The sequence below is a fragment of the Thiobacillus denitrificans ATCC 25259 genome (genome assembly GCF_000012745.1).
Taxonomy (GTDB): Bacteria; Pseudomonadota; Gammaproteobacteria; order Burkholderiales; family Thiobacillaceae; genus Thiobacillus; species Thiobacillus denitrificans_B.
This window is the reverse complement of sequence record NC_007404.1, coordinates 1,430,460-1,445,750: the sequence shown is the minus strand read 5'-3', so window position 1 is coordinate 1,445,750 and position 15,291 is coordinate 1,430,460. Positions and strand designations below refer to the sequence as shown.

General features: G+C 67.6%; 13 protein-coding genes. 11 read left to right on the top strand and 2 right to left on the bottom strand.

Features of this window, described 5'->3' with window-relative positions; all coding sequences use genetic code 11:
• Positions 1-88: 88 nt before the first annotated feature.
• Entirely contained in the window at positions 89-448 is a 360-nt protein-coding gene (locus tag TBD_RS06810) for a TusE/DsrC/DsvC family sulfur relay protein (RefSeq protein WP_011311877.1), read from the bottom strand.
• Between the two features lie 28 nt (positions 449-476).
• Between TBD_RS06810 and TBD_RS06805 the strand changes: the two genes are divergently transcribed.
• Positions 477-1,196: an alpha-ketoglutarate-dependent dioxygenase AlkB gene (locus TBD_RS06805; RefSeq protein ID WP_238376510.1), complete on the top strand. Its 720-nt coding sequence runs from the start codon at positions 477-479 to the stop codon at positions 1,194-1,196.
• Between the two features lie 255 nt (positions 1,197-1,451).
• Here TBD_RS06805 and hflX read toward each other — a convergent pair whose 3' ends face one another.
• Positions 1,452-2,828 (bottom strand): GTPase HflX, encoded by a 1,377-nt coding sequence (gene hflX / locus TBD_RS06800; RefSeq protein ID WP_011311875.1) that lies wholly within the window; start codon positions 2,826-2,828, stop codon positions 1,452-1,454.
• Positions 2,829-3,291: 463 nt separating this feature from the next.
• Between hflX and TBD_RS15300 the strand changes: the two genes are divergently transcribed.
• The 10 genes from TBD_RS15300 to TBD_RS06750 all read left to right on the top strand — a co-directional run bounded on the left by TBD_RS15300 (position 3,292) and on the right by TBD_RS06750 (position 14,886).
• The gene (locus TBD_RS15300; protein WP_274378370.1) at positions 3,292-3,423 is read left to right on the top strand and encodes a hypothetical protein; all 132 of its coding nucleotides are present in this window, start codon (positions 3,292-3,294) and stop codon (positions 3,421-3,423) included.
• Between the two features lie 56 nt (positions 3,424-3,479).
• Positions 3,480-3,899: a TetR family transcriptional regulator C-terminal domain-containing protein gene (locus TBD_RS06795; protein WP_011311874.1), complete on the top strand. Its 420-nt coding sequence runs from the start codon at positions 3,480-3,482 to the stop codon at positions 3,897-3,899.
• Positions 3,896-5,047 carry an efflux RND transporter periplasmic adaptor subunit gene (locus TBD_RS06790; protein WP_011311873.1) on the top strand — a complete coding sequence of 384 codons (1,152 nt, stop codon included), beginning with the start codon at positions 3,896-3,898 and terminating at the stop codon, positions 5,045-5,047. Before TBD_RS06795 ends, TBD_RS06790 begins: the two co-directional genes overlap by 4 nt.
• Positions 5,044-6,249: an ABC transporter permease gene (locus TBD_RS06785; RefSeq protein WP_011311872.1), complete on the top strand. Its 1,206-nt coding sequence runs from the start codon at positions 5,044-5,046 to the stop codon at positions 6,247-6,249. Before TBD_RS06790 ends, TBD_RS06785 begins: the two co-directional genes overlap by 4 nt.
• Position 6,250: 1 nt before the next feature.
• The gene (locus tag TBD_RS06780; RefSeq protein ID WP_011311871.1) at positions 6,251-6,961 is read left to right on the top strand and encodes an ABC transporter ATP-binding protein; all 711 of its coding nucleotides are present in this window, start codon (positions 6,251-6,253) and stop codon (positions 6,959-6,961) included.
• The gene (locus TBD_RS06775; RefSeq protein ID WP_011311870.1) at positions 6,958-7,251 is read left to right on the top strand and encodes a hypothetical protein; all 294 of its coding nucleotides are present in this window, start codon (positions 6,958-6,960) and stop codon (positions 7,249-7,251) included. The genes TBD_RS06780 and TBD_RS06775 overlap by 4 nt, the downstream gene beginning before the upstream one ends.
• Positions 7,252-7,333: 82 nt before the next feature.
• Positions 7,334-7,792: a cytochrome c gene (locus tag TBD_RS06770; protein ID WP_011311869.1), complete on the top strand. Its 459-nt coding sequence runs from the start codon at positions 7,334-7,336 to the stop codon at positions 7,790-7,792.
• Entirely contained in the window at positions 7,779-9,284 is a 1,506-nt protein-coding gene (locus tag TBD_RS06765) for an efflux transporter outer membrane subunit (RefSeq protein WP_011311868.1), read from the top strand. Before TBD_RS06770 ends, TBD_RS06765 begins: the two co-directional genes overlap by 14 nt.
• 283 nt (positions 9,285-9,567) lie before the next feature.
• A complete protein-coding gene (locus TBD_RS14260; RefSeq protein ID WP_011311867.1) occupies positions 9,568-14,484 on the top strand; it encodes an FG-GAP repeat domain-containing protein in 4,917 nt (1,638 codons plus the stop codon).
• Between the two features lie 183 nt (positions 14,485-14,667).
• A complete protein-coding gene (locus TBD_RS06750) occupies positions 14,668-14,886 on the top strand; it encodes a hypothetical protein (RefSeq protein ID WP_011311866.1) in 219 nt (72 codons plus the stop codon).
• The last annotated feature ends 405 nt before the right edge of the window (positions 14,887-15,291 follow it).

The window sequence follows — 15,291 nt, the reverse complement described above, 5'->3', positions numbered from 1 at the left end:
AGCCAAAGGCGGGCGCAGCAGGTCGATCCGCTGCTACCGGCCCGACCGGCCGGTTCAAGCTAGCCGGTCGCGGTACGACAGTACTGGGTCAACTTTCGTTTTCCACGCCGGGGTTGGGCAAGCCGGCAAGACGGCAGAGCGCCTGCACCGGGCCGTGCGGAAACATCTGGTAAAGACGCGTTTTATATTTTTCGGTGTCGCTGTGGCTTTCGCCGGGATTTTTCAGCGTCTCGAGCAGGTCGTTCATCGTCGGGTGGACGAGCCGCTCCTTGTAGTACTGGCGGTAGAACCGGACCAGCCCGCGCGCCGTGTCGTCGAGTGGCGCGTTGCCGGCTTTTTCGTGTTCGCGCTCGAGCGCCCGGGCGACGTCCTCGTTCCAGTCTTCGGGGTCCTTGAGAAAGCCTGCTTCGTCGGTTTCGACGTTGGTGCCGTTTACGTTGAGGGCCATGAAGAGTCTCCAAAGTTTGAGTGGGTGAGTGAAGGCGAGGTTGCCGGCTATCCTCAGAGGAGCGACCCTTGGGCGGCGCCGACAGTTCCGTCGATCGCTCCGAAGTCGTCATGAATATAGCCAGACTGGCGCCCCGCATAGCCGCCCCATGCCGAACATGAGCCCGCAATTCGAGCTTTTCACCGCCGACGACGCGCCCGAACCGCGGCAACCACTGCCCGACGGTTTCCGCTATCAACCCGACCTGATCGAGCGCGCCGAGGAGACCGCACTCGTCGCGCAGCTGCGCGAGCTGCCGTTCGAGGCCTTCGAATTCCACGGCTACACTGGCAGGCGCCGGGTCGTCTCCTTCGGTTGGCGATACGATTTCGGGGCGCGCAGCCTGCGCAAGGCAGCGGAAATCCCCGCCTTTCTTCTTCCGTTGCGCTCGATCGCCGCGGCTTTCGCCGACTTGCCCGCGCCGGCCCTGCAGCAGGCACTCGTCACGGAGTACAGCCCCGGTGCCGCGATCGGCTGGCATCGCGACAAAGGTGTATTCGGGCAGATCGTTGGCGTCTCGCTGCTCGCGCCGTGCGTTTTCCGCTTTCGCCATGCCACCGGGAAAAAGTGGGAGCGCGTGAATCTGATCGCGGCGCCGCGCTCGGCTTATCTGCTGACGGGTGCCTCGCGCTCGATTTGGGAACACAGCATCGCGCCCGTGAAGGCGCTGCGGTACGCGATCACCTTTCGCAGTCTGCGCGAAGACTGAGCGTGTTCAGCGACGCCGTTCTGCACGGGCCGCGCGGGCCGCTTGCTTCAGCGGCGCGCCGCGACACCAGCATCGTGCGACGCGGCGTGAACCGCGACCTGCGCAGCCCGTTCGCGGCGTCTCGGCGGTGCCCAGCGGCGGTCCGGTTCAATCTGGTCGGGGCACCTGCCGCCACAAGCTGAGCCGAGGACGCGCACGGCACGGCTGCGACGGCCGTTCACCGGGCCGCGGGGAGTCGCCGTGAGCACGCCGATTTCATCGCGCGTGGCCGAGTTGGTCGCGCAGGCCATTCAAGGTCTCCTGCTCGCCGCGCACGTGGAAAAACGCACCGTCTTCGTCCGAGCGTTCTTCCAGCACTTGGCAGCGCGCGAATATTTCGCCGCGCAGCTGCTGTGCCGACCACGGCAGAAACAGCTCGGCCTCGACCAGATCCTTCTGGAAAAACGTGAGGATCGCGTCGTGCAGTTTCGCGACGTCTTCCGGGCGGCGGGCGCTCATGACGATGCAGCCGGGATAGGCTGCGCGCAGCGCGGCTTCGCGCTCGGCTTGCGCCACGGCGTCGCCGAGGTGGTCGATCTTGTTGAAGATGCGCAAGCGCGGCACGTCCTGCGCGTCGATTTCCTCGAGCACGTCTTCGGTGGTTTCGATCTGCCGCACGAAGCCAGGGTCGCTGGCGTCGATGACATGGAGCAGCAGCGAGGCATCGAGTGCCTCTTCGAGCGTGGACTTGAACGACGCGACCAGGCCGTGCGGCAGGTTCTTGATGAAGCCGACGGTGTCGCTGACAAGGACGCGCGGGACGCCCTCGGGGTGCAATGTGCGGACCGTGGTGTCGAGGGTGGCGAAGAGCTTGTTGGCGACCAGCACTTCGCTGCCGGTGAGGGCGCGCATCAGCGTGGACTTGCCGGCGTTGGTATAGCCGACCAGCGCCACGCTGGCGAGGCCCTGGTGCGCCTGCCGCCGGGCGCGTTGGGTCTTGCGGTCCGCATCCATCGCGGCGATTTCCTTCTGCAGTTCGGCGATGCGGTCGCGGATCTTGCGCTTGTCGAGTTCGGTGTGCGATTCGCCGGCGCCGCGTCCGCCGACCCCGCTGCGCTGCCGGCCCTGCGGCCCGGCGAGTTTCGCTGCCTCGCGCAGGCGCGGCGCGAGGTAGCCCAGACGTGCGATCTCGACCTGCGCGCGTGCCGCCGGGGAGCGCGCGTTGCGGTGGAAGATCTCGAGGATGACCATGGTGCGGTCCATCACCTGACAACCCACCTCGTTTTCCAGGTTGCGGGCCTGCGAGGGCGAAATCTCGTGGTCGACGAAAAGCACGTCGATCGGATGCGGCGAGACATCGTCCTGGCCCTCGACGCGATGCAAGGCATACGGCGCCGCGGGATCGGCTTCCGCTTCTTCTTCCCCGCCGCGGACGAAGCGCGTGAGTTCCTGCCGCTTGCCGACGCCCAGATAGGCCGTCGTGTCGAAGCCCGGGCGCTTTTGCGTGAACGTGCGGATGACTGTGAACCCCAGGGTCTTGGCCAGCTCCCGTAATTCGGTCAACGACGCCTCGAACTCGAGGTCGCTGACCTGAGGCAACTGAACGGCGGCGACGACCGCGTACGCGGGTTTGTCTTCTACTTGAAGGGGCATGGTGAGTCTAGGGAATGGGGCGAGGGCAGATAGTACGCGGGAACGCAGACCGGAGCGCGCAGCACGCACGGGTACGGGGGAGCCTATTAGGTCGGCTGGAATGTGGCCGGTTTCCCGCAGAGTAAGTAACTATTATTTATCAGTCACATGGGAATGGTAGTTGACCCTGTTTAGCCGATTCCCGCGCCCCTTCGGCCGCGTAGCTCAGGGCATCCGGGAGGAACGAATATCGGGGCTCTCTCGGGCGGTCGCACGCACCAACATGCAATTCGATGGCTCGTTCAAGGGCTTTGGGGGATCGGAGCGCGGGGATCGACAACTCCCGCTCCCTGTTCCTGGTGCCTTTGACCCCGGACATCAAAAAGGACGGTAATAAACCACTCACTTTTTCTTCTCGGATGGGTTGCCTCGTCGCGATACGCTGATATGATAGTAACAAGTTACTCACTTTCGAGGCCCGTCGATGAGCACCCATGTCAAACACCTGCCGGCGGATGAACGCCGGGCGGTCACCGTAGAGGCCGTGGTCGAACTCGCGGCGGAACAGAATCCCAACGACATCACGACCTCGGCGATCGCCAAGCGCATGGGCTGACCCAGGGCGCGCTGTTCCGGCATTTTCCGAGCAAGGATGCGATCCTCGAGGCGGTCATGACCTGGGTCGCCGAGCGCCTGCTTTCGCGGGTCGACAAGGCAGCCGACGGCATCGCCTCGCCGCTCGCGGCGTTGGAGGCGATCTTCATGACCCACATCGATTTCGTCGCGCAGCACCCGGGGGCGCCGCGGATGATATTCGGCGAGCTACAGCGCGGCGGGGACACGGCGCCCAAGCGCATGGTTCAGACCCTCATCCGGCAATACGGCGAACGCCTGCACCGCCTGCTCGAAGCCGGCAAGACGCAGGGCGAACTCGATCCCGCGCTCGACACCGAGGCGGCCGCGACGCTCTTCATCGGCACGATCCAGGGTCTGGTCATGCAGTCCCTGCTTGCCGGTGATGTCGCGGGCATCCGCCGCGACGCGCCGCGGGTGTTCGCCATCTACCGGCGCGGCATCGGGAGAACGCTATGAAACGGCTCCCTGTGCAACGGCGCACGCTCATGCTCGTCGCCGTGATCCTTCCGCTGCTCGCGCTCTTCGTCTACGTCGGGCTGCGCTCGGGGCCGCTAGCACCGGTGCCCGTCGCGACCACCACAGTCGAATCGCGGCCGGTCACGCCGGCGCTCTTCGGCATCGGCACGGTCGAGGCGCGCTACACGTACAAGATCGGTCCGACCGTCGCCGGGCGCGTCAAGCGGCTGGACGTGCACGCGGGAGATACGGTCCGCGCAGGGCAGGTACTCGGCGAGATGGACCCGGTCGATCTCGACGATCGCGTCCGCGCCCAGGAAGCGGCTGCCAAGCGCGCACAGGCCAATCTGCGCGAGGCCGAAGCGCGGAAGTCCTATGCCGAGGCCCAGGCGAGCCGCTATCAGCAACTCTTCACCGTGCGTTCGACCAGCGAGGAAATCCTCACCGCCAAGCAGCAGGAGCTGCAGATCGCGGAAGCCGCGCTGGCGGCGGCGCGGGAAGACATCGCGCGGGCCCGGTCGGACCGCGAAGCGCTACTGACACAGCGGCGGAACCTGCGCCTGGTGACGCCGGTCGGCGGCGTCGTCGCCGTGCGCGACGCCGACCCCGGCACGACCGTCGTCGCCGGGCAGGCCGTGATCGAGGTGATCGACCCCGAGAGCCTGTGGGTCAACGTGCGCTTCGACCAGATGCGCGCCGCGGGGCTGGCGCGCGGGCTGCCAGCGCGGATCGTTCTGCGCTCGCGCGACGGCCACACCCTGAAAGGGCGCGTGCTGCGCATCGAACCGATGGCCGACGCCGTGACCGAGGAGACGCTCGCTAAGGTGACGTTCGACACGCGGCCTGCGCCGCTGCCGCCGGTCGGCGAACTGGCCGAAGTCACGGTGGAACTGCCGGCTCTTGCGGCGGCGCCGAGCGTGCCCAACGCCGCGATCCGCCGCGAGGGCGGGCAGGTCGGCGTGTGGCGGGTCGTGGACGGCGACCTTCGGTTCACGCCGGTCAAGCTCGGCGCCTCCGATCTCGACGGCCATGTGCAGGTGCGTGAAGGACTCGAACCGGGCGACCGCGTCGTGACCTATAGCGAAAAGGCCTTGACCGAGCGCAGCCGCGTCAAGGTCGTCGAGCGCATCGCGGGAACGTCGAAATGATCAGCCTGGCCGGTCGCGACATTCTTCATGCCTGGGGCAAGTTCGTCTTCACCGGCGTCGGGCTGGGCCTGCTGATCGGCGTGACGCTGGTCATGGCCGGCGTCTACCGCGGCATGGTCGACGACGGCAAGGCGCTGCTCGACAACAGCGGCGCCGACCTCTGGGTCGTGCAGAAGGATACGCTCGGGCCCTACGCCGAGTCGTCGAGCCTCAACGACGACGTGTACCGCACCGTGCTCGCGATGCCGGGCGTCGCCGAGGCGGCCAATGTGACCTATCTGACCATGCAGGTCCGCAAGGGGACGCGCGACGTGCGCACGATGGTCGTCGGCATCGCGCCGGGCGAACTCGGTGCGACGCCCGGGTGGCCGCCTTATCTGGTCGCCGGACGGCAGATCACGCGCGGCCACTACGAGGCCGTGGCCGACATTGCGACCGGCTTCAGGCTCGGCGACCGCCTGACGATCCGGCGCAACCATTACCTCGTCGTCGGGCTGACCCGGCGCATGGTCTCGTCGAGCGGCGACCCCATGGTCTTCATTCCGCTCAAGGACGCGCAGGAGGCGCAGTTCCTCAAGGACAACGACGCGATCTGGCAGAGCCGCCGCCGCACCGAGGCCAATCCGGCGCTCAACCGGCCCGGTGTGCCGGGCCTGCTCGACGCGGTCATCGACTCGCAGAGCAGCAATCCCTTCGTCAATGCCGTGCTCGTCACGCTGCAGCCGGGGCATACGCCGGAGGAGGTCGCCGAGTCGATCCGGCGCTGGAAGCGGCTGACGGTCTATACGCGGCCGCAGATGGAAGACATTCTGATCGGCAAGCTGATCGCGACCTCGGCCAAGCAGATCGGCATGTTCCTCGTGATCCTGGCAATCGTCAGCGCGGCCATCGTCGCCTTCATCATCTATACGCTGACCATGGACAAGATCCGCGAGATCGCCGTGCTCAAGCTGATCGGCACGCGCAACCGCACGATCGCCGCGATGATCATGCAGCAGGCGCTCGCGCTCGGCGTGATCGGCTTCGTCGTCGGCAAGATCACCGCGACCTTCGCCGCGCCGCTCTTTCCCAAATACGTGCTCCTGATGCCGCTCGATTCGGTCGCCGGCTTCTTCGCCGTGCTCGCGATCTGCGTGCTGGCGAGCATCGTCGCCATACGCATGGCGCTCAAGGTCGATCCGGCCGAAGCGATCGGAGGCTGAGATGAGCGGCAAAGGCATCCACCTCGAGGGTCTGAAAAAACGCTACGGCGAAGGCGACACCGCCGTCGACGCGCTGAAGGACGTCGACATGCACGTCGCGCCCGGCGAGGTCGTCGGCCTGATCGGTCCGTCAGGGTCGGGCAAGAGCACCTTGCTCAAGTGCCTCGGCGCGGTCATCGACCCGACCGCGGGGCGCATGACGCTGGGCGAGGAAACGATCTACGACGGCGGCTGGAAAGTCCGCGACCTGCGCGCCTTGCGCCGTGACAAGATCGGCTTCGTGTTCCAGGCGCCTTACTTGATCCCCTTCCTCGACGTCACCGACAACGTTGCGCTGCTGCCCATGCTCGCGGGTGTCCCCAACGCCGAGGCGCGGGCCAAGGCGCTCGAATTGCTCACCGCGCTCGACGTGCAGCACCGCGCGCGCGCCATGCCCTCGCAGCTGTCGGGCGGCGAGCAGCAGCGCGTCGCGATCGCGCGCGGCCTCGTCAACCGCCCGCCCGTGATCCTGGCCGACGAGCCGACCGCGCCCCTCGACAGCGAACGCGCGATGGCGGTCATCCGCATCCTCAACGATATGGCGCGCAAGTTCGAAACCGCGATCATCGTCGTCACCCACGACGAAAAGATCATCCCGACCTTCAAGCGCATCTACCACATTCGCGACGGCGTGACCCACGAGGAAGCCGGGGAAGGGCGGGGATTCGAATGAGGCGCGAAGCGGCGCTTCGGCTCGCCCGCCTGCTCTCGCTCGGCCTCGCTTTGGCGGGCGGCAGCGTGGCCTGGCCGGCGCTGGCCACGGGAGCCGTACCCCGTCCCACGCGACTCGTGATCGACGCGGTACCGCGGACTCACGCCGCGTCGCCCGCGCGCAGCACCGACACGGAAGCGCACTGCGAGCCGGATCTGTCGGACCACTGGGCGCTCTACCGGCGGATCGCGGCGCGGCGTCTGCCCGAATCTCGGGCGACGAAAGCGGACTCGGGCGCGCGGGCCGAATAGTTGGGGCCGCCCGCGAGGGGAGGGCGCCTCGACCTCGCCGGGCGTAAGCCAGAAACAGGGATTAACTTTCAAGGAGACCTTCATGCACCATCGACTTCCACGCAAAGCCGTTCGCCTTGTCGTCGTCGGCGCCTTGCTCGCCGCGGCTGGCGCAGCGGTCGCTGCCGAACCCGACAAAGCCAGGCCGCTCGCGCTGCGCAAGATCATGCAGGATCTCGGCACGAACATGCAGCGCATCACCGACGGCATTTCGCGCGAGGACTGGGAAACCGTCGCACGCATCGCGCCCGCCATCGGCGAGCACCCGCAGCCGCCGCTCGTCGAAAAGATGCGCATCCTGAAATTCGCCGGCAGCGACGCCGGCAAGTTCAAGGGCTACGACGAGAAAACCCACACCGCGGCGCAGGCCCTGCAACAGGCGGCGCAGCGCGGCGACGGGCGGGCGGTGATCGCCGCGTTCGCGACGCTGCAAAACACCTGCCTGGCCTGTCACGAGAGCTTCCGCAAGCCTTTCGTGGAGCATTTCTATGGCGAGCGCTGAAGCCAAGCCGACCGCCGATGCAGGGGGTTCGGGCGCGAGGCGTACTTGCACTCGCGCCGTCGTGGCCTCGGCGGTACTGGCCAGCCTGCTCGCCGGCTGTGCCGTCGGGCCCGACTTCAAACGGCCGGCCGCGCCCACGGTCGGCACCTACACGGCGCAGCCTCTGCCGGCCGAAACCGCGTCGGCGCCCGTCGCGCTGGGACAGGCGCAGCGCTTCGCCGACGCACCGGTCGACGCGGCGTGGTGGCAGCGTCTCGGCCCGCCGAAGCTGTCCGCCTTGATCGACGCCGCCTTCGAGGCCAGCCCCACGCTCGCTTCCGCGCAATCGACCTTGCGGCAGGCGCAGGAACTGCATGCCGCGCGCGCGGGCTCGACGCTTTATCCGCAGGTCGACGCCGGACTCGGGGCGCAGCGGCAGCGGCTGAGTCCGAGCGCCCTGGGACAGGCCGGCGAGCCGCGGGAATTCAGCCTGTACAACGCGAGCGTCGGCGTGCGTTACGAACTCGACCTGGCGGGCGGAAACCGGCGCGCCCTCGAAGCCTTGCGCGCGCGCGTCGAGCACCGGCGCTTCGAGCTCGAAGGCGCTCGCCTAACGCTGGCGGCCAACATCGTGACCACGGCCATCACCCAAGCCATGCTCGCCGCGCAGATCGACGCCAGTGAAGCGATCCTGCGTGCGCAGGACGAGCAATTGGCGCTCGCACGGGAACGCGAGCGCCTCGGCCAGGCGTCGCCCGACGAGGTCCTCACGTTGCAAACACAGGTCGAGCAGACGCGCGCGAGCCTGCCGCCGCTGCGCCAGCGTCTGGACGAGACTGCACATCTGCTCGCCGTGCTCGCCGGGCGCGCGCCGGGAGCAGGGGACATGCCGAGCTTCAGCCTCGAGGAATTCACGCTTCCCGCTGAGTTGCCTCTGGTCGTGCCGTCCGAGCTGGCGCGCCGCCGCCCCGACATCCGCGCAGCCGAAGCGCTCATGCACGCCGCGAACGCGGAATACGGCGTCGCGGTCGCGAGGCTCTATCCGCAACTCAAGCTCTCCGCGAACCTCGGCTCCCAGGCCTTGAGCACCGGCGCCCTGTTCGGCAGCGGTTCGGCCGTGTGGAGCCTGGTCGGGCAATTGACCCAGCCGCTTTTCAATCCCGGTCTGCCTGCCGAAAAGCGCGCGTCGCTGGCCGCTTTCGAAGCCGCGTCGGCAAACTACCAGGGCGTCGTGCTCGAAGCGCTGCGCGACGTGGCCGACGTCCTGCGCGCACTGGACCACGACGCGAGCGCGCTTGCCGCGCTGGCAAGCGCCGACGAAGCCGCGCAGGGCGCACTCGAATCGATGCGTCGCCGCTACGCGCTCGGCGCGGCGAGCTACCTCGACATTCTCACCGCCGAGCAGCAGGCCCAGCAGACCCGGGTCAATCTCGTCGCCGCCCAGGCGCAACGCCTCGTCGATAACGCGGCCTTGTACCAGGCATTGGGGGGCGGCTGGACGGAGACGAACTGAGCACCCGCGCCGCGTCGAATGCGGGTTCCCGCCAGGGGTCGGACGCGCGGCCCGCGCCAGCCTGTCGACCGCGGGTCGAGGTCTTGCCGAATCCGGCGCGTAGGCTAAGTTTACGGTGCCACGCAGGCTGACTTCACGGCCACGGGCGGGGGACGAAGGCGACCCCGACGCCCCCCATCCCGAAGCACGCTGACGTCACGCAGCCTGAATGCCGAACCCGGTCGGACGCCGCGGCTGGTCGCAGTCCGCGTCCGTCCTGACCGCAGCGCTGAGGGAGTCCCCTATGGCCACGATCACCGATGTGAGCCCGAACAGGTCGAATATGTCGTTCGGGCACGATTGGCAGGACGTGAGCGGACGGATGCTGTCTCTCGCGAGCTCGGACGACGGCAAGACCGTCTTCGCGGGCTCGTACTCGAGCGGCCTGTGGGTCTCGGAGGACGGCGGCGAGTCCTGGGTACAGCTGGCGTGGGAGCAGCCTGCTCCTGATCAGTTCGGCGTGCCGGGCGCGCTTGGAGGATGTTGTATTCCGTCGGTCGCGATCGGCCCGGACATCGCGCGCTGGCTCGATGGCCGGGATCAGCGGGTCCTGGCTGACCTTGCCGGTGACGGCACGGCCGACATCGTCGGCTTCGGCAGCACGGGAGTGTGGACCGCGCTGGGGAACGGCGACGGCAGCTTCCAGCCCCCACGCGTCGTGCTCGCCGCCTTTGGCACACGGGCCGGGGGGTGGCAATTCGACAAGCACCCACGCTTCCTCGCCGACCTTTCCGGCGACGGCCGCGCCGACATCGCCGGCTTCGGCGACGCCGGGGTGTGGACGGCGCTCGGCAACGGCGACGGGACTTTCCAGCCTCCGCAGTTCGTGCTGGCCGATCTCGGCTACGAGTCCGGCTGGCGGGTGGAGAAACATCCGCGCTTTCTCGTCGACCTCACCGGTGACGGCCGCGCCGACCTCGTCGGCTTCGGCGACGCCGGCGTATGGACGGCGCTCGGCAACGGCGACGGAACCTTCCAGCCCCCGCAGTTCGTGCTGGCCGATCTCGGGTACGAGGCCGGCTGGCGGGTGGAGAAACATCCTCGTTTCCTCGCCGATGTGAACGGTGACGGCCGCGCCGACCTCGTCGGCTTCGGTGACGCCGGGGTGTGGACGGCGCTCGGCAATGGTGACGGAACGTTCCAGCCCCCGCAGTTCGTGCTGGCCGATCTCGGGTACGAGGCCGGCTGGCGGGTGGAGAAACATCCTCGTTTCCTCGCCGATTTGAACGGCGACGGCCGTCCCGACATCGTCGGCTTCGGTGACGCGGGCGTGTGGACGGCACTCGGCAATGGTGACGGCAGTTTCCAGCAGCCCCAATTCGTGCTGGCCGACCTCGGCTACGAGTCGGGCTGGCGCGTGGACAAACATCCGCGCTTCCTCGCCGATTTGACCGGCGACGGCCGCGCCGACCTTGTCGCCTTCGGTGACGCGGGCGTATGGACCGCGCTCGGCAACGGCGACGGCAGCTTCCAGCCGCCGCAATTCGTGCTGGCCGATCTCGGGTACGAGTCGGGCTGGCGCGTGGAGCAACACCCACGCTTTCTCGTCGACCTGACCGGCGACGGCCGCGCCGACCTCGTCGGTTTCGGTGATGCCGGCGTGTACGTTGCGCAAAGCAGCGGCGACGGCAGCTTTCAACAAGCGCTACGGTTCGTGCTGCCCAATTTCGGCTCGGGGCTCACCGTCCTCGCCCTCGTGCGCAGTGATCGCGAAATCGAGGACGCCGGTATCTGGCGCTCGACCGATGGCGGCCAAACCTGGTCGCTCGTCCACGCGTTCCCGCGTTCGCAAGGGCGCCCGCCCGCGGCCGGCCAACTGGTCTGGGCGCAAGGCACGGCGCACCTCGTCTTCGCGGCCGGCGAGAATTCATTGGCGTTCAGTCGCGACGGCGGCGCGACCTGGCAGACCGCGACCACGCAGACAAGTCCCATCATTGGCACCCGAAGCCCAGTGCCGGCGAACCATGTGGCAGTCGCGGCGACGCCCGAAGGCTCGCTGAGTCCGCCGGTGGTCTATGCGCTGGCCAGCAACATGATCCAGGTGTCGTTCGACGGCGGCGACAGCTGGACCTCCGACGGCGGCGCGCTGCCGACGCCGATCGGCGGGCCCGTCGGTCTGGCCAACGCGAACAACGAGTGCGTCATGGTGGTCTCGCCACGCTCCCCGTTCGAGGTTTTCGTCACGCGCGACGCGAACGCACATCCGGGCCTGCCCCAGCTGTGGCGCGGCGACTTCAGTCAGTTCGCCCAGACCATGGCATCGACCTGGCAGAACGTGCCGATCCCGGCGGTCGGCGGCCAGGACTCCGGCAACGTGTGGCTCGCGATCACCCGGCCGGGGCAGGGCGAGGCCTTGTTCTACGGAACGCAACGCTACTTCGGCGACAACCTGGGCGAGGCGTCGGTCGCACCGCTCGATCCGCAGTCCGCGTCGGATTGGCGCGAGCTCGACACGACGGGCCAGGTCCACGTGGATCTGCACGGGCTGTTCCTGTCTCCCGATTTCCATGCCGGCTTCGACGGCGGCGGGTACGCGCCGACGCGCGGGATCGTCTGGCTGCTGAGCGACGGGGGAATCGACCGCAGCACCGACGGCGGGATCACCTTCCATCCGGCGGGGAGCATCAGTTCGCTCTCCACCGTCAATTTCGCGGGCACCGCGCTCCCCGGAAAAGGCCCGCTGCTCTCCCTGAACACCGGCGACAACGACGGGTTCGCCTCGCGCGACGGCGGCAAGACCTGGCGGCCGCAGCGGTATGGCGGCGGCGACAACGATACCTCCTGGGCCGACCCCTTGCGCCCGCACGCGATGCTCATTTTTACGCCGCGCTGGGGGCAGACCTTGGCGTTGTACGAGACCGAGCCGGGAAGCCTCCCCGACATCAGCTCGACCGCTCACGAACACATCATCCCCGGGCCGCCGCTGCGACCGGGCAGCAGGACCTGGAACGCAACCAGCGGCTTCGCCCTGCGTGGCTACCGCCCACTCGTCCACAACCTCGCGTCGGACGATCCATCGCGGCCGACGGATTGCGTCTTCATCCGCTTCTACGGCAACTTCTCGCGAGACGATCCCTTCGCACGCTATCCCGACCACCTCACCGTCCTCATGCGCGCGCGCGACCTGCACAAGATCACTGAGCGCACCGACTGGGACACCCCGGGAGGATGGCGGGTCGACCGGCACCCCCGGTTGCTGACGGACCTCACCGCGAGTGGCCGCGCGGACGTCGTCGGTTTCGGCGACGCTGGCGTGTGGACCGCCCTGAGCAAGGGCGGCGGACTTTTCGCCGACCCGCGGTTCGTGCTTGCCGACCTTGGCTACGACGCCGGCTGGCGGGTCGAGAAACACCCGCGCTTTCTTGTCGATCTCACCGGTGACGGCCGCGCAGACATCGTCGGTTTCGGCGACGCGGGCGTTTGGACGGCGCTCGGCAATGGTGACGGGACCTTCCAGCCGCCGCAGTTCGTTCTCGCGGACTTGGGATACGAAGCCGGCTGGCGGGTGGAGAAACACCCGCGCTTCCTCGTCGACCTCACCGGTGACGGCCGCGCCGACATCGTCGGCTTTGGTGATGCGGGCGTGTGGACAGCGCTCGGCAACGGTGACGGAACCTTCCAGCCGCCGCAGTTCGTTCTGGGCGACCTCGGCTATGACTCGGGCTGGCGCGTGGAGAGGCACCCACGCTTCCTTGTCGATCTCAATGGAGATGGCCGCGCGGACATCGTCGGCTTCGGTGGTGCGGGCGTATGGACGGCGCTCGGCAACGGCGACGGAACCTTCCAGCCGCCCCAGTTCGTGCTCGCCGATCTCGGCTACGAATCGGGCTGGCGCGTGGAAAAGCACCCGCGTTTCGTCGTCGACCTCACCGGCAACGGCCCCACCGACCTCGTCGGCTTCGGCGACGCTGGCGTGTGGACCGCGCTCGGCAACGGTGATGGCAGCTTCCAGCCGCCGCAGTTTGTTCTGGCCGACCTCGGGTACGACGCCGGTTGGCGGGTGGACAGGCATCCGCGCTTCCTCGCGGACCTCGACGGCGACGGCCGCGCCGACCTCGTCGGCTTCGGTGACGCCGGGGTGTGGACCGCGCTCGGCAACGGCGACGGCAGCTTCCAGGCGCCGCAACTCGCCCTGGAGGACTTCGGCTACCACCAGGGGTGGCGCGAAGAGAAACACCCCCGCATCCTGGCGGACGTGACGGGCGAGGGCAGGGTGGACGTCGTGGGCTTTGGCGATGCCGGAACGCTGGTCGCCCCCGCGCGCGCCGACGGGACCTTCCGCGAGCGGCCGCTGTTCGTGATCCCGAACTTCGGGAGCAGCGAGAACGGGAACGCCGAGCAGGCAGGCCCCTTCCTCCCGGATCCGAGTATTGGCGTGGTGCAGGCCTCGGGCGGACATGAGCGCACCGTCTTCTACATCGGCGGCGACATGAGCAAGCGGCTCTGGAAATGGACCGAGGGCATGACGGAATGGCAGCCGATCATCCCCGGAGGCGGCGCCGCTCAGGCGAAGCGATTCTTCGTCAGCCCGTACGACCCGAACCTGGTCTACGTGATCGACCGTGACCGCATCAAACGGTCCGACGACGGCGGCGCCGTCTGGCAGGTGGACGACAGCCTGGAGCGGATGGTCACCTGCGACGGCCGGATCCCGGCCGACCGCGACGAAGTGGGCGACACGACCCAGGTCGTCCTCGCCGACATGCAGTTCGACCCGTTCAATCCGGGCCGACGCTTTGCGGTAGGGGTTGCAGGCGCCTTCATGACCGACGACGGCGCGACCTGGCAGCGTCTGCTCGATACCGGCGCGATGCGCGGCCTGCCGACGAACTGCTTTTTCGATTGGGCGTCGGATCCTTCGGACCCATCCGTGTACGTCGGATTCGCCGGTCGCGGCATCGTCAAGATCAGCCAGCTCGGCCTCGCCGGCGGCGTGATCCTGCGGACGGCGACATCCGAAGCGGACAGCGAACCGGCACCGTTCGAGCGGCGGGTCTTCCGGGTTCGGACCCCTGATGGCCGCGTGGGCACTGCCGAGACCGCGCCGGACGGCCGCCTGAACGTCACACTCGAAGACGGACGGTCCGTCGTACACGAGGCGGCCGACGTGAGCCTGCTCGACGACGACGCCCCGGATGCGGACGCGCCGCAAAGAACCTGACTGCGGCGGTGGTCGTTTCCGCCTTAAGGGACCGCGCGACAGCTTGCGGCGAATACCCGACCCGGTACGAGGTTCAAGGTCCCGATTACCGTCACAGCACAGCTGAACCGACAGCGGCGGCATCGTCGTGCGGACTATAGTTGTGAAGACACAGTCACTAGCGGCACAAACCCGGAGAGCGCCATGTACAGCCTCATGCGAACGACCCCAACCAGAACGCTGCTTACGCGCCAGCTCCCCACGTTCGCCGCGTCGCTGGCGGTTGCCGAAGCCCTCTACAAGTTCGGCAGCTTCACCCTGGAAGCGATCGCCTTCCTGGGCACCTGGTATCTGCTTGATTACGGCGTCCAGCGCCTTCGAGGCCCGGCGGGTTCGCCGTCCGCGAAGGTCGAGGGTGGTTGAAGGGGAGCTAAACCAACTTCACAAGACCGATACCAAAGGAGGTGCGGCCATCGTGCTACGTTTGCCTATTTAACATAATATACATTATGCGAAGTAACCGAGGCGAAGAGGCAATCCGTGCCGCCTCGGGAATCCGCATTCTCTCGTGCCCAGAATGGTCCCGTTTCGGGACTGTCCGCTGATCGGATTTCCCGACCCTTGATCGAGGGTCGCCGGGTTTTGTCCGGGTCCTCTGTAATACCCGGACTTAGTGCAATGGGTTGCACTCCCTACCTGCTCCGGCTAAGTAACACTTGTCCGTTCAGTCTCAAATTGCGACTTTCGGACGCATTTTCTCGCCGCGTGATTCCGCACCAGCATTGGGCTGGCGCTGCGTTTCTCCCCGCAAACCCGCATTCTTTCGTC

What these genes read in the sequence shown, in the direction of transcription:
- TBD_RS06810 (WP_011311877.1), bottom strand. Translation starts at nt 448, where the DNA reads ATGGCCCTCAACGTAAACGGCACCAACGTCGAAACCGACGAAGCAGGC.
- hflX (WP_011311875.1), bottom strand. Translation starts at nt 2,828, where the DNA reads ATGCCCCTTCAAGTAGAAGACAAACCCGCGTACGCGGTCGTCGCCGCC.
- TBD_RS15300 (WP_274378370.1), top strand. Translation starts at nt 3,292, where the DNA reads ATGAGCACCCATGTCAAACACCTGCCGGCGGATGAACGCCGGGCGGTC.
- TBD_RS06795 (WP_011311874.1), top strand. Translation starts at nt 3,480, where the DNA reads ATGACCTGGGTCGCCGAGCGCCTGCTTTCGCGGGTCGACAAGGCAGCC.
- TBD_RS06790 (WP_011311873.1), top strand. Translation starts at nt 3,896, where the DNA reads ATGAAACGGCTCCCTGTGCAACGGCGCACGCTCATGCTCGTCGCCGTG.
- TBD_RS06785 (WP_011311872.1), top strand. Translation starts at nt 5,044, where the DNA reads ATGATCAGCCTGGCCGGTCGCGACATTCTTCATGCCTGGGGCAAGTTC.
- TBD_RS06780 (WP_011311871.1), top strand. Translation starts at nt 6,251, where the DNA reads ATGAGCGGCAAAGGCATCCACCTCGAGGGTCTGAAAAAACGCTACGGC.
- TBD_RS06775 (WP_011311870.1), top strand. Translation starts at nt 6,958, where the DNA reads ATGAGGCGCGAAGCGGCGCTTCGGCTCGCCCGCCTGCTCTCGCTCGGC.
- TBD_RS06770 (WP_011311869.1), top strand. Translation starts at nt 7,334, where the DNA reads ATGCACCATCGACTTCCACGCAAAGCCGTTCGCCTTGTCGTCGTCGGC.
- TBD_RS06765 (WP_011311868.1), top strand. Translation starts at nt 7,779, where the DNA reads ATGGCGAGCGCTGAAGCCAAGCCGACCGCCGATGCAGGGGGTTCGGGC.
- TBD_RS14260 (WP_011311867.1), top strand. Translation starts at nt 9,568, where the DNA reads ATGGCCACGATCACCGATGTGAGCCCGAACAGGTCGAATATGTCGTTC.
- TBD_RS06750 (WP_011311866.1), top strand. Translation starts at nt 14,668, where the DNA reads ATGTACAGCCTCATGCGAACGACCCCAACCAGAACGCTGCTTACGCGC.